This window comes from Trinickia soli (assembly GCF_002879855.1).
GTDB lineage: Bacteria > Pseudomonadota > Gammaproteobacteria > Burkholderiales > Burkholderiaceae > Trinickia > Trinickia soli.
Genome location: NZ_PNYB01000024.1, coordinates 60,991 through 81,996 on the forward strand (window position 1 = coordinate 60,991; position 21,006 = coordinate 81,996).

General features: G+C 62.8%; 16 protein-coding genes. 7 read left to right on the plus strand and 9 right to left on the minus strand.

Annotated features, from left to right (window positions below):
- Positions 1 to 104 precede the first annotated feature (104 nt).
- Positions 105 to 1,040, plus strand: coding sequence for a helix-turn-helix transcriptional regulator (locus C0Z19_RS22690; RefSeq protein ID WP_102612089.1), 936 nt, complete (start codon positions 105 to 107; stop codon positions 1,038 to 1,040).
- Positions 1,041 to 1,344: 304 nt separating this feature from the next.
- Here the strand turns inward: C0Z19_RS22690 and C0Z19_RS22695 are convergent, their stop codons facing one another.
- Positions 1,345 to 2,136 carry a helix-turn-helix transcriptional regulator gene (locus C0Z19_RS22695; protein WP_102612090.1) on the minus strand — a complete coding sequence of 264 codons (792 nt, stop codon included), beginning with the start codon at positions 2,134 to 2,136 and terminating at the stop codon, positions 1,345 to 1,347.
- Positions 2,137 to 2,239: 103 nt separating this feature from the next.
- Here C0Z19_RS22695 and C0Z19_RS22700 point away from each other — a divergent pair, with 103 nt between their 5' ends.
- Positions 2,240 to 3,163 (plus strand): helix-turn-helix transcriptional regulator, encoded by a 924-nt coding sequence (locus C0Z19_RS22700; RefSeq protein ID WP_233196245.1) that lies wholly within the window; start codon positions 2,240 to 2,242, stop codon positions 3,161 to 3,163.
- Here C0Z19_RS22700 and C0Z19_RS22705 read toward each other — a convergent pair.
- Positions 3,160 to 4,197: a threonine ammonia-lyase gene (locus tag C0Z19_RS22705; protein ID WP_102612091.1), complete on the minus strand. Its 1,038-nt coding sequence runs from the start codon at positions 4,195 to 4,197 to the stop codon at positions 3,160 to 3,162. The genes C0Z19_RS22700 and C0Z19_RS22705 overlap by 4 nt on opposite strands.
- Positions 4,198 to 4,272: 75 nt before the next feature.
- On the opposite strand from C0Z19_RS22705, the gene C0Z19_RS22710 reads away from it, so the two are divergent.
- The 3 genes from C0Z19_RS22710 (at position 4,273) to C0Z19_RS22720 (ending at position 6,258) form a co-directional block, all read left to right on the plus strand.
- Positions 4,273 to 5,253, plus strand: a complete 981-nt coding sequence (locus tag C0Z19_RS22710) for a LysR family transcriptional regulator (protein ID WP_102612092.1) — start codon at positions 4,273 to 4,275, stop codon at positions 5,251 to 5,253.
- Positions 5,254 to 5,356: 103 nt separating this feature from the next.
- Positions 5,357 to 5,884: a low affinity iron permease family protein gene (locus C0Z19_RS22715; protein ID WP_102612093.1), complete on the plus strand. Its 528-nt coding sequence runs from the start codon at positions 5,357 to 5,359 to the stop codon at positions 5,882 to 5,884.
- A 110-nt stretch (positions 5,885 to 5,994) separates the two neighbouring features.
- Positions 5,995 to 6,258: a hypothetical protein gene (locus C0Z19_RS22720; protein ID WP_102612108.1), complete on the plus strand. Its 264-nt coding sequence runs from the start codon at positions 5,995 to 5,997 to the stop codon at positions 6,256 to 6,258.
- Here the strand turns inward: C0Z19_RS22720 and C0Z19_RS22725 are convergent.
- From C0Z19_RS22725 to C0Z19_RS22755, 7 genes are all read right to left on the minus strand, one after another.
- Positions 6,253 to 6,951 (minus strand): response regulator, encoded by a 699-nt coding sequence (locus tag C0Z19_RS22725; protein ID WP_102612094.1) that lies wholly within the window; start codon positions 6,949 to 6,951, stop codon positions 6,253 to 6,255. The genes C0Z19_RS22720 and C0Z19_RS22725 overlap by 6 nt on opposite strands.
- Before the next feature lie 2 nt (positions 6,952 to 6,953).
- Positions 6,954 to 9,818, minus strand: coding sequence for a DUF4118 domain-containing protein (locus C0Z19_RS22730; RefSeq protein WP_102612095.1), 2,865 nt, complete (start codon positions 9,816 to 9,818; stop codon positions 6,954 to 6,956).
- Between the two features lie 79 nt (positions 9,819 to 9,897).
- Positions 9,898 to 10,479 carry a potassium-transporting ATPase subunit KdpC gene (gene kdpC, locus C0Z19_RS22735; protein WP_102612096.1) on the minus strand — a complete coding sequence of 194 codons (582 nt, stop codon included), beginning with the start codon at positions 10,477 to 10,479 and terminating at the stop codon, positions 9,898 to 9,900.
- A 142-nt stretch (positions 10,480 to 10,621) separates the two neighbouring features.
- Positions 10,622 to 12,766, minus strand: a complete 2,145-nt coding sequence (kdpB, locus tag C0Z19_RS22740) for a potassium-transporting ATPase subunit KdpB (RefSeq protein WP_102612097.1) — start codon at positions 12,764 to 12,766, stop codon at positions 10,622 to 10,624.
- Between the two features lie 13 nt (positions 12,767 to 12,779).
- Positions 12,780 to 14,588, minus strand: a complete 1,809-nt coding sequence (gene kdpA, locus C0Z19_RS22745; protein WP_102612098.1) for a potassium-transporting ATPase subunit KdpA — start codon at positions 14,586 to 14,588, stop codon at positions 12,780 to 12,782.
- Positions 14,585 to 14,668, minus strand: coding sequence for a potassium-transporting ATPase subunit F (locus C0Z19_RS22750; protein WP_102612099.1), 84 nt, complete (start codon positions 14,666 to 14,668; stop codon positions 14,585 to 14,587). The genes kdpA and C0Z19_RS22750 overlap by 4 nt, the downstream gene beginning before the upstream one ends.
- A 289-nt stretch (positions 14,669 to 14,957) precedes the next feature.
- Positions 14,958 to 16,277 (minus strand): SGNH/GDSL hydrolase family protein, encoded by a 1,320-nt coding sequence (locus C0Z19_RS22755; protein WP_233196246.1) that lies wholly within the window; start codon positions 16,275 to 16,277, stop codon positions 14,958 to 14,960.
- A 120-nt stretch (positions 16,278 to 16,397) separates the two neighbouring features.
- Between C0Z19_RS22755 and C0Z19_RS22760 the strand changes: the two genes are divergently transcribed.
- Positions 16,398 to 17,297 carry a LysR family transcriptional regulator gene (locus C0Z19_RS22760; protein ID WP_102612109.1) on the plus strand — a complete coding sequence of 300 codons (900 nt, stop codon included), beginning with the start codon at positions 16,398 to 16,400 and terminating at the stop codon, positions 17,295 to 17,297.
- A gap of 191 nt (positions 17,298 to 17,488) precedes the next feature.
- Positions 17,489 to 20,860 carry a hypothetical protein gene (locus tag C0Z19_RS22765; protein ID WP_102612101.1) on the plus strand — a complete coding sequence of 1,124 codons (3,372 nt, stop codon included), beginning with the start codon at positions 17,489 to 17,491 and terminating at the stop codon, positions 20,858 to 20,860.
- Positions 20,861 to 21,006: the final 146 nt, after the last annotated feature.

Genomic DNA, 21,006 nt, shown 5'->3' on the forward strand with positions numbered 1-21,006 from the left:
TAGGGCGACTACTGGATCATGCTTCGCACGAAAGCTGCCGCCGCTGGGATACTGTGACCTCACTCTTTGGCGTGCGGGGGCGCGCCTTCCCCGGAGCAAGAAATATGAGTCAGTATGGCATGAGCGATACGGATACCGATGTTTCGAACTTCCAGGTCTTCGGCGACGTCGATCTCGATAGCGCTGCCGAGGTTTCCCTCGACTCGGACGCACCCGACGGGCAGCGTCTCGCCGGTATCGCACACGACCTGGCGAAAGCCGGCAACGCACAGGAGCGGCACGCGCTGCTGCGTCCGACACTGCGCGCGGCCGGCTTCGATTCGCTGTGCTACATGCGCGTCTCGCGCATCGGCGACACGATCAATCGGCTTATCTACTTCAACGCGTTCTCGCCGGCCGGCTGGGCCCAGCGCTATCTGCGCGAGCGCTTTTACGAAATCGATGCGCGCCTTGCCTATTCGTGCCGGCACGAATGGCCGATGCTCTGGGACCTATCGTCGATCGCTACGAATGCGTCACAGCCGGGCGCCGGCACTTCGTCCGGCGCCTCCGCGGCTGCACCGTCCACGCAGAGCCCGGCCGCGACGGCGCGCGCTACGCGCCTGACGACGGCCGCCCGCGAGGCAGGTATGCTCTCGGGCGTTTCGTTCGGGCTCGGCACACCCGATGCGCTCGACACGTGCATCGTGATGTTCTCCAGTTCGCAAACGTCCAAGGCTCGTTTGCCCGACATGGCGATCGGACATGCCTACGCGCTCGCGGTGGGCTTGCACGAATTTCTCACGTCGCGCGCGCCGCGACTTCAGCGTGCCACCTACTGCACGGAATTGAGCGACATTCAACGCTCGATTCTCGAGCTCGTCACGCTCGGCATGAACGACAAGGACATCGCCGAGCGTCTTGGCACCTCGCATCACAATGTCGATTATTACCTGCGCCAACTGAAGAAGCTTTACCACGCAACCAATCGCGTGCAGCTCGCGTACATCGCAGGCCGCGTGCTCGGAGCGCCCGTTACGAGCTGCGGCGCAAATTCGTAGTTCTACAGATGCGCCGGATCCGCGCAGTTACGAACCCCAGGTAACAGCCGGTTCGAACCACAGTCCGGCGCTCGATTCAGTTGAACCAAGACATCCGAACGAGCCACGGTTCGGCAGTCGACCAGACAAGGACCAGCGCTCAATCGATCGCGCATCGAAAATCAACGTCGAAAACGGATCCCCAATTCATCGCGCAATGAAACTCTTTAACCCATTCGATCCGCGATGTTTCTTGGCTCTTTACGCCACGCACTCCCAATTTCCCGGCCGCACGACGAGGGTGCGCACTCGCGCGCTTTACGCTTTACGCCTTGCGCCATCCCCACCGGGCTGCAAAATAAGCGAGCTGCGCACGATTTTCGACGTTGAACAATTTCTGCAGGGTCTTCACGTGGTGGGTGACGCGGTGCAGCGACGCCGAGATTTCCGCGGCAATTTCATGATCCGACAATCCCATCACGAGCCGCTCGAGGACGGCCGCTTGCTCTTGTGTCAATTCAATGACACGCGCCTGCCGGGCACGGTCGTCGATGTAAGGCTGCATGAGCCGGCTGATGGTCAGGCTTATCGCGAGCACGCCCCCCATCACGCGATCGTCGATCCAGTGGGTATCGCCCGCTTGCGACGTCAGCCCGACGGCAACGCGCAATTCAGCCCGCGGCGCCGGCAATCCGAGGATGAGGCCGCAGAGCATTCCATGTGCGCGCAAGCTCGATAAAAGGTTGCGCACACGCGGCTCATTCACGTTCGGCCCCGTCTCCAACTGATCAAGATTCCACGTGACCGGCAAACCGCTTTCCCGCAAGGTTGCAAGCCGGGGATCGGTTTCATAAAGCCGATTCTTCAAATAAGCCGTCGTAAATGCAACATTTCCCATCTCTCGCATGACGTAGGCGCGCAAGATGCGCCTGCCAATCGTTTCGAGCGCCAAATAAGAAAACGTCGAAAAGCCCTCTTGTTGCAAGCGCTGGCGGCATTCGCGCAGCTCCGATTCGTGCCGTTCGGCGTCGAAGCCCGGATCCACCTGGCGCAGATACGCAAACGCGTCCGCCTGCGAGAACCATACAAGCGTTGGAAATTCGTCATCAATTGTCATGAGTAGAGAACCTCGCCTGCCGGTATCGTTTTTTTTACGTTTATTATTACGCGATGTTACGCGCGCCAACACGGTTACATCAAACAACGCATGGTGCGGCAGCATGAATCCCGATCGGAGGCTCTCGATGCATCACCCTGCATTGCGCCAGGATGAGTCGGCGCTTGCGCCACTCTCGCGTACTTGTGGTTCCGACCCGGCGGCGGCGCCGCGCTCCCGGCCGATCGAGGTCGTCTGGTGCAACGACCCACGCCAGCTCTGTGCAACGGCGCGTCATACGCCGCGCTTGGGGATCGCCGCCGCCTTGGCCGCAGCGCAGAATGCCGCCGAGCGAAGCCGCATAGTGAACGGGCTGTTGCACCTGATCGGTTTTTCCACCTTTGCTTACTTCGGGCTCGAAATCGTGCGCGAGCGGGTCGAACGGCTGTTTTTGCACGAAGCGTTCACGCCCGGCACCTACCGCGGCGAATACGTGCGCGAGCGGTATCACGAAGTCGATCCGCGCACGCATGCGGCGCGCAGCGGAAGATTACCGCTGATTTGGGATTTGCAACAGTTGCGCGCACAACCATCTGGCGCGCTGCAAAGCGATGACGCTCAAGAAGGATTGGACGGCTTTATCCGAACGATGCGCGACGACGGCATGCGCAGCGGCCTCATGTTCGCGATGTCGATCCCGGGTACCCGGCTGCACGCGTTCATGAGCTTCACGGGCCAGCATCGCACCCGCGATTGGATTACCTCGACCACGCTCGAGCAGGCGCTGTCGATCGGCATGTCGGTCCATTCGATTGCATCGCAACAATTGACGAGCGCCGCGAGGGATAACACGTCGAACGGCCTGACGCAGTTCGAGCGCGAGTTGCTGAGGGGCATTGCCGAAGGCTCTTCCGACAAGGAAATCGGGCGGCGCCTGGACACCAGCGCTCACAACGTCGACTATCACCTGCGCAAGCTGCGCAAACGCTTCGGCGTCGCGAATCGCACCGAGCTGACGTACCTCACGTCGAAGCTCGAATTGATTTAGGGCCGGTTCGCGCCGCGTGTGCCGCACGTGCCGCACGTGCCGCCGAGCGAGGCGAAGCCGGCGAGCCGCTCGACCGTGATGTTGCCGCCGCACGCCAGCACCACCACCCGTGCGCCGGGCAGCGAAGCCAACCGGCTTTCGAACGCTGCGGCGAGCGCGCAAGCGCCGCCGGGTTCGACCACGAGCCTTGCCTCGTTGAAGTAGCGCAGGCTCGCCGCCGCGATCTGACCCTCTTGCACCGTCACGATATCGTCGACATATCGCCGAATCAGCGGGAACGTCAGATCGCCGAGGCATTGAACCTTGATCGCGTCGGCAATGCTCGCACTCGGCGCTTCCATCGAAACGAGCCTTCCGGCGCGAAGCGATTGTCTTGCATCGTCCTCGAGCGCGGGTTCCACACCGATGACGGCGACCGACGGCGCCAATTGCTTGATGGCCGCCGCCACGCCTGCGATGAGCCCACCGCCGCCGACGGGAACGAACACGGCGGCTGGCGGCTGCGCGCCGCATTGCTTCAGCAGTTCGATGCCGATCGACGCTTGACCGGCCATCACACGCCTGTCGTCGTACGGCGCGATCAGCGTGTACCCGTGCGTATGAGCCAGGCGCTCCGCCAACGCGCGCCGCGCATGCGATGAACGCTCAGCCATCACGACCCGCGCCCCCCATCCTTCGGTTACATCGATCTTGGCCTTCGGCACCTCGGGCGACATCACGATCGTCGCCGCGACGCCCGCATCGGCGGCAGCCTTGGCTACGGCTTGAGCGTGGTTGCCCGTCGAGTACGCGACGACGCCTCGGGCGCGCTCGGCAGGCGTCAATGTCGCCATGCACCAGGTTGCGCCGCGAATCTTGAACGAGCCGGTCGGCATCAGGCATTCGGCCTTGACGGAGATGGGCGCGCCGGCTGCCGTGTGCCAGCCGCTCACATCGATGAGCGGCGAAGGAGCGAGCACGCGGGCGAGATGGTCCGCGGCTGCCTGTATGTCCGACAGCGCGAGATCCGCCACGCCCATCCGATGCGTCGTCATTGCGATTTCCCTTGAAGATAAAGCGATAGTGGCAGTTTGCTATCCTTCGCTAAATCTATCCAACAAATTTAGTCGATGACCAAAATCAACGTGCTCGATATCAAGCGGCTCGATTTGAACCTGGCCGTTGTATTTGTCGCCATCTGGCAGGAGCGCAGCGTGACGAAAGCGGCCGCACGTCTCGCGTTGAGCCAGGCGGCAACGAGTGCCGCGTTGGCACGGTTGCGCGAAGCGTGCGGCGATGCCCTCTTCGTGCGGGTGCGCGACGGCATGGCGCCCACTGCGCGCGCCGCCGCGATGGCCGAACGGCTCGAGGAAAGCGTGGCCGATCTGTGGGAAGTGCTGACGCAGCAGCACGCATTCGATCCGTCGACTGCGACGCGCCGCTTTTCGGTGGGAATGTCCGACGATTTCGAGCTGGCGCTGGGGCCGCATCTGACGCGGCTCGTACGCCACGCGGGCGCCGGCATCTCGATCGCGTTTCGCCAAACGAATCGTCATACTGTCGAGAGCATGCTGAACGACCGCGAGATTGAACTGGCTGTCGTCTCGGGGGCGGTCAAGAGCGCATGGATCGCACAGGAACAGATCGGCCAAAGCGGTTACGCGTGCGTGATCGACAAACGAGCCGTCCGTTTGCCGCTGCCCCTTTCGCTCGACGATTACCTCGCTCTGCCGCACCTTCTCGTGTCTTTTTCAGGGCGAACGGGCATCGTCGATACCGCGTTGCATGCCATGAAGCGCACGCGCCATGTCTATGCTGCCTTGACGCATTTTTCGGCGGTGCCGGCGTTCCTGACGAATGCGCGCGCCGTCGTCACGCTGCCGTCCCACGCGGCAGCCGCCCTGGCCGGGATGTCGCGTTTGAGCGCTTGCGCCGCGCCGCTCGAACTCGGGCGCTACCCCGTCCAACTGCTGTGGCGGCGCGATAGCGACGGCGAAAGCGCCGTCGAATGGATGAAGGAGCGCATCCGGCACGCCTGCGGGCTGGCCATGAACGATGCCGCCTCACTTGCGCCCAATCCGCGCCCACGAAAACGCACAGTCAAAGGTTAGGAGTGCGAACAAGCGATGCCGGGCATGCACGTTGCTCACGCTATCGGCACAAGCAATATGCTTGCTACGAGCGACGTATCCGGAGGAAAGGAGCGCCACGATCATGCCCCATGACAACGACCCTTCGACATCCACCTCGCCCCTGGACACCGTACCGGACTCCACCAGCCCCGCATACGCGAGCCGCCGCCCGATCACGCGTGCATTCGACGGCTTTGCGAGCGCCGCCACGCGCTGGGCCGGCTCGCCCATTGCCTTCGGCACCTCGGTGCTCATCATCGTCGTCTGGGGACTGTCCGGCCCCCTGTTTCGATATTCCGACGCATGGCAACTGATCATCAATACGGGCACGACGATCGTCACGTTCCTCATGGTGTTCCTGATTCAGCAAAGCCAGAACAAAGACAGTGTCGCGATCCACTTGAAGCTCAATGAACTGATCGCGGCTTATCGCAGTGCCAATAACCAATTGATCGGCATCGAAGATGCATCGGAAGAAGACCTGCGCCGTATCGCCCATGCCTATCTGGAACTTGCCAACAAGGCGGGCACGACGAAAGCCGACCGCGAGACGCTCGATAAATCGCTCAGCGAAGCGAAAGCCGCCCCGGTCGACGACGCCAGACAATAGCGAACAGCACGCCGATTCGTGGTGCCGAAATATCGCCACGAACGGTGAGGCGAGCCGGGCCGACGTTCCGTCGGCTTAGCGCTCCGGCGAATGTCGGTAAAATGGCCGCCATGGACAAGTGCCGTTATTGCGGAAAAATCCGTGACGAATGGGAATGCCACGGGCAGGAATGCCGCACGGCGATCGCTCGTGCGCTGCGCCGGCAACGCCTGGGCCTGCCGATGGTGCCCAACGTCATCCGCAATGAAGTACCGGCTGGCGCCAGCACGAGCGAAGTCATCGCCGTGCTGTCGCGCCAACGCCTGCGGGCGCGGCGCGCAAACGAGGAGCGCCGGGAGCGTCGAGAAGCCGATGGTCTCGAAGAAGATTCATAACACGCCCACGAGCCGGTAGCCCACGCCGGTCTCGGTCATGATGTGCTCGGGCTGGGCCGGATCGCGTTCGAGCTTCTGCCGCAAATGCCCCATATAGATCCGCAGATAGTGCGGGCTTTCGACGCGCGAAGGCCCCCACACTTCGTGCAGCAGCTGACGATGCGTCAGCACGCGGCCGGCGTGGCGCGCCAGCGAAGTGAGCAGACGGTATTCGATCGGCGTCAAATGCACAGGCTGTCCCTCGCGCCGCACGGTGCGCATTTCGAAGTCGATTTCAATGGCGCCGAACTGCAGCTTCGATGATGGGTCCGACGCGGAGCGATTGCGCCTGCGCAATTGCGCACGAATGCGCGCGAGCAGTTCGGGCACGCCGAACGGCTTCGTCAGATAATCGTCGGCGCCTGCGTCGAGCGCCGCCACCTTTTCCTCTTCGCGCGTGCGCGCCGACAACACGATGACCGGCACCGACGACCAATCGCGCAATTGGCGAATGACATCGGCGCCGTCCATATCGGGCAATCCAAGATCGATGATGATGAGATCGGGCCGCGCGCTCGCTGCGAGCGACAGGCCTTTGCGCCCTGTATCGGACTCCAGAAAGCGAATGCTTTCCGCTTCGAGCGATACCTGGACGAGACGGCGGATGGGTTTGTCGTCTTCGATGAGCAGGACGGTGATCGCGGATTCGGTCATGCTTAAACCCTCTTCGTCGGCTGAGGCGGCGTCGGCGTCGACGGCGACGTGTGGGCTCCGGGCCCGGGCGTCGTCACGTCGATTTTGCCTGCGGGCGCATCGCCTGTCTCGACATCCTCGATGGCCTCGGCCTCGATCGTCGGCGTCTCGTTCGCGGGCAACGTAAACCAGAACGTCGCGCCGGTCACCGCGCCGTCGGCGCCGAACCGGTTGTACGCGCCGATGTCGCCGCCGTGCGCTTCGACTATCGCCCGACAAATCGCCAAGCCGAGACCGACGCCGGGCTTCGCCGATTCCTTCTCCCCGCGCGTGAATTTCTCGAACAAACGCGACTCCATGCCGACCGGCAACCCGGGACCGTTGTCCTGCACTTCGACTCGGAGGGAACGCGACGCACCCGTTTCGACCGCCATTGCGGCAAGCGTGATGGGCGAGCCGGCCGGCGTGTACTTCGACGCGTTCTCGAGCAGGTTCGCGAACAGGCGTTCGACGAGCACGGCATCGAGTTGCACGAGCGGTAAATCGTGTGGCACACGTATTTCGATTGCGCGGCCGGCCAGCACCCGACGGCACGCCGACAACGCCGAGCCGACGACCTCTTCGATCGACGACCACTGACGGTTCAGTTTCATGCTGCCTTCCTGCAGCCGCGCCATATCGAGCAGGTTGGTGACGAGACCCGTCATGCGCAACGCTTCGTCATGGATCGCTTCGGCCAATTCATGGGCTCGCGGCCCGCTGCTCACGTCGGCGCCGGGCCCTTCCGCCAGCATCGAGGCGAATCCGACGATCGACGTCAGCGGCGTGCGCAAGTCGTGCGAAATCGCCGACAGCAACGAGTTGCGCAGCCGTTCCGACTCCATGCTGACGAGCGCATCCTGCGCAATCTCGACGTAGTGGACGCGTTCGAGCGCAAGCGCGATCTGCGCGGCGAACGTGTCGATCATGCGGCGCTGCTCGGGGATCTCGAGTTCCTCCATGCGCGGCGACACGATCGCGATGACGCCGCGCGTGCGCATCGGTGCCTTCAACGGAAGATAGAGTGCAGCAGCGGCCGGCAGCGTCTCGGTGCCGCGACCGGCGCATTTCTGCTGGTCGTATACCCACTGCGCGATATCGAGGTCCACGGCGGACGCGTCGAGCGTCAGCGCCTCGTCGGGGTTCTCGACCTTCTGCCTCACTTTTTCCGCGCTATCGGGCAGCAAGATCGCTACGCGCGCCTGAAACACTTCCGCTACATGACGTGTGCCCACTTCGATGATGCTTGCCGTCGTCAGGGCCGCCCCGAGCGCGCGCGCCATTTCGAACATGGCCCCGGTGCGTCGCTCGCGCAATGTCGCAATGCGCGCTTGCCGGCGCAGGCTCGCCGTCAGGTTGCTGATCGTCAACGAGGTGACGAGCATGACGGCGAACGTCAGCAGGTATTGCGTATCGGAAACCGTGAACGACATGCGCGGCGGCACGAAGAAGAAATCGAACGCGCCGACGCCGAGGAAGGAAAACATCACGCCGGGCCCGCGCCCCAACTTCGCGGCCGAGAAGATCGTGCCCAGCAGGTACAGCATGACGAGATTCGTCAGCGAGATGTGATCGACGAACAAACTCGCAACGATCGTGATCGCCGCACAAATACCGAATGCATAGGAGTACGAAGTAGCGGATGAGCGCCCGCCCGCACCGCCGATGCCGGCGAAACGCGCCACGGCTTCCCCGCGTTCGGCCGTCTCTCGCACCGTGCCCGAACTGACGAGCGTGACATCGATGTCGCGGGCCGCGCGAATCAGGCGCTCGCCGGTAGAACGCTGAAGCCATCTACGCCAACGGAAGGCCGGGGTCGCCCCGACGACGAGCTTCGAGACGTTGCGCATGCGCGCGTAGGCGATCAGCGTCTGCGTGGCCTCCTCGCCTTGCAGCGTCACCGTCTCCGCGCCGAGTTCGGACGCCAGCTTCAATGCGTCGAGCGTGCGTTTGCGAATGGCGTCGGGCAGGCGCTGCAGCTTGGGCGTCTCGACATACACCGCGAGCCAATCGGCCTTGAGGCTCGCGGCGAGCCTGGCGGCTGCACGCACGAGCGTCGTGCTCTCGGGCCCTGCACCCACGCAGACGATGATCCGCTCGCGGGCCTGCCAGATCCGCTCGATCGATTGATCGGCGCGATACTCGCGCATTTGGGCGTCGACGCGATCGGCCGTGCGGCGCAATGCCAGTTCGCGCAGGGCGATCAGGTTGCCCTTGCGAAAGAAGTTACGGACAGCGTTTTCCGCTTGATGCGGCAGGTACACCTTGCCTTCGCGCAAACGGTCGAGCAGTTCCTCCGCCGGCAGATCGACGAGCGTCACTTCGTCGGCCAGATCGAACACGCGATCGGGCACGGTCTCCCACACACGGATGCCCGTGATTTGCCCGACGACATCGTTCAAGCTCTCCAAGTGCTGGACGTTGACGGTCGTGTAGACATCGATGCCCGCATCGAGCAACTCATGCACGTCCTGCCAACGCTTCAGATGGCGCGAGCCTTGAACGTTCGAATGCGCGAGCTCGTCGACCAGAATCAGCCCGGGCTTACGCGCGAGCGCCGCATCAAGATCGAATTCGGCGAGTTGCCGCCCGCGATACTCGATCGCGGCCGGCGCAATTGCTTCGAGGCCTTCGAGTAGCGCAAGCGTTTCCTTGCGGCCGTGCGTCTCGACGATGCCGACGACGACGTCGACGCCCTCTTCCCACCGGCGCCGCGCGGCCTGCAGCATCGCGAACGTCTTGCCGACGCCGGCCGATGCGCCGAAAAATATCTTGAGCCGGCCGCGCAGGCGCTTTTCCTCCTCGCGGTGGATCTTATCGAGGAGCGCGTCGGGATCGGGTCTTTCCATCACTTGTATTCACCATGACCGATGCGCTTGCGGCACTATCGAAAAAGTCCTTGCTCGCACCGGGCCGATCGCGGATCGCTCAATGCAGCGGCTTCAGTTGATCGAGCGCGAGGTTCAACTTGAGCACGTTCACCCGCGCCTCGCCCAGCACGCCCAGTTGCCGCCCCGACGTATGCTGTGCAACCAGCGCATCGACCTGCTCGTGCGTCAGACCTCTCGCCTTCGCCACGCGCGCCGCCTGGTAGGCCGCGGCCGCGGGCGAAATCTCAGGATCGAGGCCGCTGCCTGACGACGTCACGAGATCGACCGGCACAGGTGCCGTGTTGGTCGGATCTTCGTGATGCAGTGCATTTAACCGCCCCTTGATCTCGTCCGCAAGCGCCGGGTTCGTCGGTCCGAGGTTCGAGCCGCCCGAACTCTGCGCATTGTACGGATTCGGCGTGGTGGCCGACAAACGCCCCCAGAAGTAGCCGGGCGCATCGAATTGCTGCCCGATCAACTCCGAGCCCACGGGCTTGCCGTCCTTCTCGATCAGGCTGCCGTTCGCTTGATGCGGAAAGACAGCCTGCCCGATCGCCGTCACGACGACCGGATAGACGATGCCCGTGATCACCGTCAACGCGGCAAACAGCACCAGCACGGGTCTCAGCATATTCTTCATGATGCCTCGATGAAAACCATTGATGTTTCTCGGAGGGCCCGTTGATCCGACTGCACTGCCGTGCGCATCGAAGGTCGGGCCCGCTCAGCTTCTCGTTCCTGTTCGCCTGCTCGAATCGTCAATTCGTCACACGCACAGATCGTCAAGCCCAACCCATCGCGGTGATCAGCATATCGATGAGCTTGATGAACGGAAACGGAAGCAAGAGTCCGCCGAGCCCATAGATCAGCAGATTGCGACGCAGCAGCGATGCCGCGCCGAGGGCCCGGTACCTCACGCCCTTCAACGCGAGCGGGATCAGGAACACGATAATCAGCGCATTGAAAATCACCGCCGACAGAATCGCGGACGCAGGCGAAGTCAGATGCATGACGTCGAGCACGCGCAACTGCGGGTATGTCGTCGCAAACGCCGCCGGGATGATGGCAAAGTACTTTGCGACGTCGTTGGCGATCGAGAACGTCGTCAGCGAACCGCGCGTCATCAACATCTGCTTGCCGATTTCCACGATTTCGATGAGCTTGGTCGGGTTCGAATCGAGGTCGACCATGTTGCCCGCCTCTTTCGCCGCCTGCGTGCCCGTGTTCATCGCGACGGCCACGTCGGCTTGCGCGAGCGCCGGCGCATCGTTGGTGCCATCGCCCGTCATCGCGACGAGACGCCCTTCGGCCTGATGCGAGCGGATCATCTTCAACTTCGCTTCAGGCGTCGCCTCGGCGAGGAAGTCGTCGACCCCTGCCTCGGCGGCGATCGCGGCGGCCGTCAAGCGGTTGTCGCCCGTGATCATGACCGTCTTGATGCCCATCTTGCGCAGCTCGGCGAAACGCTCCCTGATGCCGCCCTTGACGATGTCCTTCAGTTCGATCACACCGAGCACGCGCGCCTGGCCGGCTTCGCCGTGGACGCCCGCTTTTTCGGCGACGACGAGCGGCGTGCTGCCGCGTCGCGCCACATCGTCGACGGCCGTTTGCACTTCCTGCGGATAGCGGCCGCCGTTCTCTTGCACGTACTTCTTCACGGCGTCGGCCGCCCCCTTGCGAATCTCGCGATTGGGCAAGTCCACGCCGCTCATGCGGGTTTGCGCCGTAAATCCGAGGAAGTCGGCATGCAGCGCAGCCATGTCGCGCTCGCGAATGTTGAAGCGCTGCTTGGCCAGAATGACGATGCTGCGTCCCTCCGGCGTTTCATCCGCCAGCGACGACAACTGCGCTGCGTCCGCCAGCGCCTCCTCCGAGACGCCTGGAGCAGCGATGAACGACGAGGCTTGCCGATTGCCGAGCGTGATCGTGCCCGTCTTGTCGAGCAGCAGGACGTCGACATCGCCGGCCGCTTCGACCGCTCGACCCGAGGTGGCGATCACGTTGGCCTGCATCATGCGGCTCATCCCGGCCACGCCGATGGCCGACAGCAGGCCGCCGATCGTCGTCGGAATCAGGCAGACGAGCAACGCCACCAGCGCCGTAATCGTCACCACGTGGCCGGCCTTCGCAGCCGCCACCGAGAAGATCGAGAACGGCAGCAGCGTGGCCGTCGCAAACAGCAACACGAGCGTCAATGCGACGAGCAGAATCGTCAGCGCGATTTCGTTGGGCGTCTTCTGGCGCTTTGCGCCTTCGACCATCGCAATCATGCGATCGAGAAAGGCCTCGCCGGGATTGACGCTGACGCGCACGACGATCCAATCCGACAATACGCGCGTGCCGCCCGTGACCGACGAAAAATCGCCGCCCGATTCGCGGATCACGGGCGCAGATTCGCCGGTAATGGCAGACTCGTCGACCGAGGCGACGCCATCGATGACTTCGCCATCGGCAGGAATCGTGTCGCCTGCCTCGATCAACACCACATCGCCCTTACGCAGATCGGTGGACGCGACGATGAGAATCGGCGATTTCGGATGCGGCTCATTGAGCTTTTTCGCCACCACATTATGTTTGGCACTGCGAAGCGATGCCGCTTGCGCTTTCGATCGCCCTTCGGCAAGCGCCTCGGCGAAGTTCGCAAATAGCACCGTGAACCAGAGCCAAAGCGCTACCGCCAGGATGAAACCGGTGGGGGCTTCGGCTTGGCCGGCGAACGCCGCGATGCACAGCACCGTCGTCAGAATGCTGCCGACGTAGACGCAAAACATCACCGGGTTGCGCAATTGCGTACGCGGCCCGAGCTTCCTGAATGCGTCGACGATCGCCGGCTTTGCGAGGGCCGGATCGAACATCGACCGTACAGCGGTACGGGCCTGCCCGAGATTGTCGGGACGATGGACAGGCGGTTCAGTGACAGTAGTCATGCTTTCCTCGAAATCAATGACCCGAGATCATCGAGAGATGTTCGACAATGGGACCGAGCGCCAACGCCGGCACATACGTGAGCGCACCCACGAGCACGAGCGTGCCGAGCAGCAACACGACGAACAGCAGCCCGTGCGTCGGCAGCGTGCCGGACGTCACGGCAAGGCGCTTCTTGTTGGCGAGCGAGCCTGCGATGGCGAGCACCGGAACGATCGTGCCGAAGCGGCCAAGCCACATCGCGATGGCAAGCAGCGTGTTGTAGAACGGCGTATTCACGGTGAGCCCCGCGAACGCGCTCCCGTTGTTGTTCGCGGCCGAGCTGAACGCATAGAGAATCTCGGAGAAACCGTGCGGCCCCGGGTTCGCGATACCGGCTGTGCCAAGCGGCGAGAGCACGGCAATCGACGCGCCCACGAGCACGAGAAACGGCGTCAGCAAGATCGCGATCGACACCATCTTCATCTCGTACGACTCGATCTTCTTGCCGACATACTCGGGCGTGCGGCCGATCATCAAGCCCGCGACGAACACGGCCAACAGCGCAAAGACGAGCATGCCGTAGAGGCCGGAACCGACGCCGCCGAAAATCACCTCGCCGAGCTGAATCAACAACAGCGGAACGAAGCCGCCCAGCGGCGTCAGCGAATCATGCATTGCATCGACCGCGCCGCACGACGCTGCCGTCGTCGCCACCGTGAAGATGCCTGTCTGCGCGATGCCGAAGCGCACTTCCTTGCCTTCGGCGTTACCGCCCGGCTGCAGCGCCGACGCGCGTTGATCGACATGCAGAGAGGCGAACAGCGGATTGCCGGCCTGCTCGGCGGAAATCTCGCCCCAGCACGCCACGGCGAACGCTATCGTCATCGCCGCGAGCACTGCGTATCCCTGCCGTCGGTCGCCGACCATTCGACCGAATACGACGCATAGCCCTGCGGGAATGATCAGGATGGACAAGACCTGCACGAAGTTCGACAGCGGCGTCGGGTTCTCATACGGATGCGCCGAGTTCGCGTTGAAGAATCCCCCGCCGTTCGTGCCGAGCATCTTGATCGCTTCTTGCGAGGCGGCAGGCCCCATCGCAATCGTCTGTTTATCGGCCTTGACGTCCTGCATGACCGGATTGCCCTGCGCGTCCTTGATCGGATTGCCTTGCGCGTCGTTCTTCGGCGCTTGATACGTGGTGACCTGCAGCGTCGGTACGTCCTGATACGACTTGAAGTTCTGAATCACGCCTTGGCTGATGAAGATCAACGCAATGATCGTCGCCAGCGGCGCCAGGATATACAGCGTGATGCGCGTGAGATCGACCCAGAAGTTGCCGATCGTCTGCACCGTATGACGCGCGAAACCGCGAATCAATGCGATGACGACGGCAATCCCCGTCGCAGCCGACAAGAAATTCTGCACGGTCAGGCCGGCCATCTGCGTCAGGTAGCTGACGGTCGCCTCAGGCGTGTAGTCCTGCCAGTTCGTGTTCGTCACGAAGCTCACGGCCGTATTGAAGGCCGCATCGGGCGTCATCGGGCCGAAGGCCTGCGGATTGGCCGGCAGCCATTGTTGCAAACGCAGGAAGCCGTACACCGCGAGCGCACCGAGCGCATTGAAGAGCAGCACGGCGAGCGCGTAGTGCTTCCATGACATCTCGGCGTTCGCATCGACGCCCGCAACTTTGTACAGGAATTGCTCGATCGGCTTGCCGATCCTGCGCACGAGCACGGACGAACCGTCCAACACGGCTGTCATGTACCGGCCGACGGGAATCGCCAGCGCGATCAGTACAACGATAAACAGTGCAGTTTGAAAAAGGTTATTGGCGTTCACTCGAGATCCTCCGCGCGCAACAGCGCATAGATGAGATACGCCAGCAGTAGCAGCGTCGAAGCGCCCGCGAGCCACATCATCCAGGCAGTCACGGCCGGCCTCCCGGTCCACGGTTGCGCAGCTTGTCGCAACCTGCGGTCAGCGCCACGCACAGCCCCAAAAGGATGGCTATGCCGACGAGGTAGATGAAGTCCATTTTTGGTGTTCTCCCGTAGCGATCAGGACACCCGGGAGCGTAGAGGAGATCGCGTAAAGGCCACGACAAGAGTGAGGCGGCGCGTGTAAAAAAAGCGTAAACGCCGGGCACGGCTTGCGCGCGCGAGCAGGCAGGCAGGCTTGACGCTGCGCCCGGACGGCGCAGTCATCCGATCATCGATGCGCCGTCGTCCCGGTCCCGAACAACATGGCCGCCGTCAGCACCGAGGCCATCATTTCGTCGCCCGCATCGTTTGGATGGAGATGGTCGCCCGAGTCGAACGCCGCCAGCAGGCGTGCCGGATGCTGCGGGTCGCGCAAGGCTGCGTCGAAGTCCGCCACCGCATCGAATTGGCCGCTGGCGCGAATCCACGCGTTGACCTCCCGGCGGACCTTGTCCTTGTCGGCGCTGTAGTAGCCCTGAATCGGCGAGCCGTCCAACGCGCCCTCGAACGGTACGATCGTGCCGCCGATCACGCGCACCCCACGCACGTGGGCGCGTTCGATGAGTTGCCGATACCCGTCGATGACGGCCCGCGCGGTCGTGGGCGCATCGTGCGGTGCGAAACTGGAGCCAGCCCAGCCGATGTCGTTCACGCCCAGCAACATGACGACCGCCTTGACATTCGGGCGCGCCAGAACATCGCGATCGAAGCGGGCCAGCCCGTTCACGCCCATCCCGTCGCGCAGCAAGCGCGCGCCTGAAATGCCGGCGTTCAAAACGGCGATGTCGTTTCCGGCAAGGCGTTTCGCGAGATAGTCTGTCCAGCGCCGGTCGGTGTCGATCGTCGCGCCGCGGCCGTCCGTGATCGAATCGCCGAAGGCGACGACCGTGCGCGTCGCGGCGGGCGCATCGACAAGCACTTCAGTCAGGAACAGCCGCGCATCGAGCTGAGAGGGCGCGGCGATCCGTGCGCTTTCAAGATGATTGCCCGGCACAAGCTCGGCGTGTTGCCGGCCGTCCCAGTGGAAGGTGGTCAGCGACGTGCACCGACGCACATAGAGGCTCACCGCGAAACGCTCGAGTGCGGCGACGGGCAGGTCGATCGCATCGGATAGGATGCGTGCGCCAGGCGGAACGACCGTCGTCACGCCACCACCAAACGTCACCGCGCGATCGGTCGACGGATCGATGTCCGAAGACGTGCCTGCCAGCCTGGCAACGTGCAAACCATCAATCTCGAGCGGCGTCTTGCCGTATTCGTTCGACAGCGCGACGCGAATGCGCGCACCGCCGACACTGACGCGCACGACCTGCCTCACGGTGCTATCACACAACGTCGCCGGGATCTGCGTGGTCAGCGGCAACGCGCCGTCGGCCCATACAGGTTGCGGGCTCGCGCTCCACGTATCGATCCAGGCGGCATGCGCAGGCCCGGCGGCACCGGCAGCACCGGCGACGACGACGCTCGTCACGAGTGCGTGCGCGGCGCCACGTAAAGATTGGCCCGAAGTGGTCTTGGAGGCGGTCTTGGAAGCGTTCTTTGTTTGCACGATCTCGGTCCTCATCGGTTCATGAATGGTTCTATTGGCGGGAGGTGTCAGACTAGGGCATTCACATTTGCCTTTGAAGACGAGACAATTGCATGTCACCCATTCCATTTCTGCATGAGCATGAATACGATCAGAGCGATGCGCGTGTTCGTGCGCGCGGTCGAGCTTGGCAGCTTGTCGGCCGTCGCGCGCGAATTCGACACCACGCAGCCGACGATCAGCAAAATCGTCGCGGGCCTGGAAGCCGAAATGGGTGCGCGCCTGCTGACGCGCACCACCACCACGCTCTCTTGCACGGAACAGGGGGAGCGCTTCTATGTGCGCGCGCGGCAGATGGTCGAGGCGTATGACGAGGCGAAAGCCGATGTCCGCGGACTGATCGAACGGCCCGAGGGCCGCCTGCGCGTCGCCGCGCCGGTCAGCTTCGGCGTCCTGCATTTGAACGTTCTCGTGCTCTCGTTCATGGAGCGATATCCCGACATCGAAGTCGACGTCACGCTAAACGATCGCTTCGTCGATCTCACCGTCGAGGGCGTGGACGTGGCACTGCGCATCGGGGGCGAGCCACCCCAGGATGTCGTCGCACGCCGCATTGCCGTGTACGAGCGCACGGTCGTCGCGTCGCCGAAGTATCTGCAAACCCATCCGAAGATTCGTCGTCCCGACGATCTCGCGAAACATGCGTACTTGCGTTTCGCCTGGCTCGCACAAGGCGACACGCTTACGCTCGAACATCGCGACGGACGGCAAACGAGCGTCCTCACGCGGGCGCGCTATCGCATCAACAATTCGCTGGCGATAAGGGAGAGCCTGCTCGCCGGCGTGGGCGTCGGATTGGCCCCCGATTGGCTCGTCTCCGATTTGCTCGCGAATGGGCGATTGCAGCGCGTGTTGCCGGCGTGGCGCGCGTCCCCGCATGAGCTATTCGTGCTGTATCCGCCCCGCCGCTATCAGCCGTTACGGGCGCGTCTGTTCATCGATTATCTGAGTACGCAGCTCGCGGCCATGGCGAAGGCCTGATTTTCGAAGGCGCGATAACACCGGCCGGGTCCGCTCCTGTCGCTGCCGCCAAACGATCCATTGCCCAGCGATTACCGGCCGAATATCCTACTAAAGTTCGTCTATTCGTCGAATTAACGCGCTTCTTATGACATAACAGCGTAATCATCGAATGCGAGTCTGTTCGTTCATCGAACTTCGATCGTGCGAACATGACCTTTCCGATTGGTGATGCACCGTCCCAGGTGCCCGCATCGACTGCTCCCACCGCCCCGCATCCTTCGGCTCCGGCATCGCCTGCTCCGCCCATTGAACTCCAGCCCGGCCAGAAGCTGCGGGCCGGCGAAAGTATCCGCTCCGCCGATGGCCGTTACGAATTGCGAATGCAGGCCGATGGCAATCTCGTCGAGTACGACCTGACGACGCACGTGACTGCGTGGTCAACCAATACGGCGAAGTCGGGCGCGACCGTCGCGATCATGCAAAAGGACGGGAATTTCGTTCTGTACAAGACCGACCCCGACACGCTGTGCGTCAACGGCAAGAACGATGTCTGGAGTTCAGGCACGAACGGCCACTCGGGCGCGTACCTCACGGTGGAGGCGAACGGCGACGTCGTAGTCGATTCGACGAACGGCTCGAAGTCCCGGGCGCTTTGGCAGAGCGGCTTGCCACTGCCCGAGATACCGCCTGCACAGCCCCCGCTCCCGCAGGTTCCGCTCGCACTGCCCTCGAGCGACCCACGCTCGAGCGGGGCTGTCGGGGTGTTCAAGCCCGGTCAAGGGGAGACCGGGATCGCGCAGTTCATCCTCGGCCCTGGCGATTCGCCCTACGACGTTCTACAACGCAGCCAGGCAGCCGGAAGCCTCGGGTTCGCGGACACGACATCGTTCCTGGACGCCAGCTTCGCAGCCACTTCGGCGCTCGATCCCAAGGCCTTCGGCACACGGGCGGCCAATCCGGCGGATGCGGCCCGAACGCTTCCGATCGGGCAAACGATCACCGCATTGAATTCGAAGCGCCTGGGCTATCTCGAGCAGGAGCGCACACAATTGCAAAGTCTCGAGAGCGCCCCGGCCAATGCCCCGAAAACGCAATTGGATGAATTGAAATCGAACCTCATAGGGACGATTTACCAAGAGCTCGATTACGCTGCCACGCCGCAGGCCGTGCCCGATCTGCAGCAATTGACCGCCTCGATCAAAGCGCGCGCACCGCAGGATAAAGCGTTCAACGATGCCATCGACGATGCGGCGAGCCTCTATCAAACCCGGAAACTCGCTCCGAACGGTCGCACGAGCAACGAACTGGGCAAGATCATGTCGGCGGCCGCCGCGGGCAACTGGGGCCAGGTACGCGCACTCGTGAGCGATCAGGCGGTGGCGTGCGCCGGCACCGATCAGGGTGCGACGGCGCTCGGCGATATCACCGCGCGCGCGAGCGTCTATCTGACCTATGCGGGCGGCGATCCAGCCTTCGCGACTGCCATGCGTAACGGCATTCAGGATGCCCAAAGAAAGGTGCTCGTCGATGCGCCGGTACAGACTGTCGTCGATGCCTATCACAAGCATGGCGCCGTTGCCATGATGCAGGCGTTGAACAAAGTGACCGATTCGCAAACGGCCACCATGGGACAAGTCGGGCAAATCATGTCCGATTCGCGCGTGCAGGATGTGATCAAGCAAGCGATCGGCGATATGTCGGATTGGAAGGGTGAGGACAACTTCCTCAATTCCAACGAAGCGATGCTTGACCTCTCGCAAGCCTGCCAGCATGCGCTCGAAAGCGATCACGGGAAAAGCGGGCCGGGCCGGGCCGCCGTCGACCGCATCGCAACCTATATCGTCGGACAGGCAAACAGGTTGCAGCCGGCGAACGTTCCCTTTACGCAGCTCGTATTCGACGAAGCCCAGAACCAGGGCAATGCTGCGCTTGCGCTTGCACGCGTATCCTCGGCAGCGGCGGGCCAGGGTAACGTGGCGCTTGCGTTTGCCGTCGGCACGCAAGCGCGCCTTTACCAGAATCCGGTCTATGCCAGCGCGACCATCGACGGCGTGCGGCAAGGACTCGACATCCTCTCGTCGCAGGTAAAGACACTCGACGATCAAGCCAATAAGGACAGCGCATTCGTCAGCGTTCCCATGGCAGATTGGGGCGCCAATAGCTCGCCGGAGCAGCAAGCGGCGTTGGTCAAAACGCTGCTCGCGGACAATCCGGACAACGCGAAAACATATGGGACCGACTTAAACAAGATCGCGCCGCTAAAGGAAAAAGTGGAAGGCGTGAACGCAGCGGTCTCGGCCTACAGCGGCTCGCTGAAGGGCGTCGTCGGCTTCGACACCGATGTGCCGCAGCCCGGCAGGGGCGGGCTGTATAGATGGGGGTTCGCGAACACGCCGAGTGTAACGAAGGCCTTGGCGGGTATGGCGGAGCCCATGGCGAATCTGTCGAAAAAGGCGGGCTTCGCGGACGATGCATCGAGCGATCCGACCAACACGCTCTGGCTGCAACGCTCGGTGCGCAAAGTCTATGAACAGATCGGCAAGAAGCTGATCGGCGATCTCGGTGCGGACGGCGACAAAAGCGTGATGAGCCCGAAGGGCGTAAAGCTTGCGCAAGGGTGGTGGAAGCGCATCAACAAGAGCGTGGGTGCGGTGCTCTACTTTCAGAACGCCGCATATACGTTGGGCGAAGCGACGCAAGGCGGTTTGCTCACCTTCATGCAAGACGGCGCGTCGGGCATACGGCAGGAGCTCGGCGGTATCTCGTACGCGCTATCGGCCGGCATTCCGAGCGACAAGCTCGCCTCGCTTCGTCCCGGCTCCGGCGAGACGTTGCTCGCCAAAAGCTACGAGAGCGCCAAGGTCGACATCGACGCGCTCAAGATTCCGGAGGGGGCACGCAAGGCGCTCAGCCTGTCGATACACTTCGCTATGCAGGACACGTCGGATTTCGCTTCGGCGATTCTAGGCGCCACTGAAGCTGCGCAGGAATTCAGCGACGGCAAAACCTGGGAAGGGGTAGGCAATGTGCTCAACACGGCGGGCTACGCGACGTTCCTGACGGGATCGGGTATCGATGCAGCCGAAGTACCCATCGGCTCAGCCCTTTTCAGCGAGAGCGCCCTCGCCGCTTTGGATTGGGTCGGCGGTGGCCTCGTGGCCGCAGGCGCACTGATCGGGACGAGCGCCAAAGCGTATGCAACCTCACACGAGCACGATGAAAACGATAAGCAATTGCTCGAGGCCATGGGCGTTCATCCGGACATCGCGACGCAACTGGCAAAGCATGCGACATCGTTCGACGGCAAGCCACCTACTGCCGGCGGTTTCCTGACCCAGGATTACTTCACACCGGAAAACGTCAAGGTCACGGGTGGCGATACGGAGCAAGCTGCCATGGTCAGGTGGCTCAATACGTTGACCCCGCATCAAGCGGACGCAATGGCAAGCGCACTGAAAGCTGGAGATGGGGTGTGGCAAAAAGAACCGGCGGCAAAAGCGAACGACCAATTCAACAATGCGCTGATGGAGTACGGCGTGGCGCTGCCGGACGGCATTGTGCTGCCCATGCAGCTCTCCTGAGATAGCGGATACCGCATCGGACGGACAGTCTCGATCGGCGCGGCGGATCGGGACTGTCATTTCTGACAGGTTTACCTCATCAGCACGTCTGCTACATTTTTTGTAGCCGTGCGCTTACACAACGATTCCGCCCCACCCTGCCCCAC

Bases quoted from the DNA above. Each gene is read 5' to 3' on its own strand.
- C0Z19_RS22690 (WP_102612089.1), top strand. From the start codon at position 105: ATGAGTCAGTATGGCATGAGCGATACGGATACCGATGTTTCGAACTTC.
- C0Z19_RS22695 (WP_102612090.1), bottom strand. From the start codon at position 2,136: ATGACAATTGATGACGAATTTCCAACGCTTGTATGGTTCTCGCAGGCG.
- C0Z19_RS22700 (WP_233196245.1), top strand. From the start codon at position 2,240: ATGAATCCCGATCGGAGGCTCTCGATGCATCACCCTGCATTGCGCCAG.
- C0Z19_RS22705 (WP_102612091.1), bottom strand. From the start codon at position 4,197: ATGACGACGCATCGGATGGGCGTGGCGGATCTCGCGCTGTCGGACATA.
- C0Z19_RS22710 (WP_102612092.1), top strand. From the start codon at position 4,273: ATGACCAAAATCAACGTGCTCGATATCAAGCGGCTCGATTTGAACCTG.
- C0Z19_RS22715 (WP_102612093.1), top strand. From the start codon at position 5,357: ATGCCCCATGACAACGACCCTTCGACATCCACCTCGCCCCTGGACACC.
- C0Z19_RS22720 (WP_102612108.1), top strand. From the start codon at position 5,995: ATGGACAAGTGCCGTTATTGCGGAAAAATCCGTGACGAATGGGAATGC.
- C0Z19_RS22725 (WP_102612094.1), bottom strand. From the start codon at position 6,951: ATGACCGAATCCGCGATCACCGTCCTGCTCATCGAAGACGACAAACCC.
- C0Z19_RS22730 (WP_102612095.1), bottom strand. From the start codon at position 9,818: ATGGAAAGACCCGATCCCGACGCGCTCCTCGATAAGATCCACCGCGAG.
- kdpC (WP_102612096.1), bottom strand. From the start codon at position 10,479: ATGAAGAATATGCTGAGACCCGTGCTGGTGCTGTTTGCCGCGTTGACG.
- kdpB (WP_102612097.1), bottom strand. From the start codon at position 12,766: ATGACTACTGTCACTGAACCGCCTGTCCATCGTCCCGACAATCTCGGG.
- C0Z19_RS22750 (WP_102612099.1), bottom strand. From the start codon at position 14,668: ATGATGTGGCTCGCGGGCGCTTCGACGCTGCTACTGCTGGCGTATCTC.
- C0Z19_RS22760 (WP_102612109.1), top strand. From the start codon at position 16,398: ATGAATACGATCAGAGCGATGCGCGTGTTCGTGCGCGCGGTCGAGCTT.
- C0Z19_RS22765 (WP_102612101.1), top strand. From the start codon at position 17,489: ATGACCTTTCCGATTGGTGATGCACCGTCCCAGGTGCCCGCATCGACT.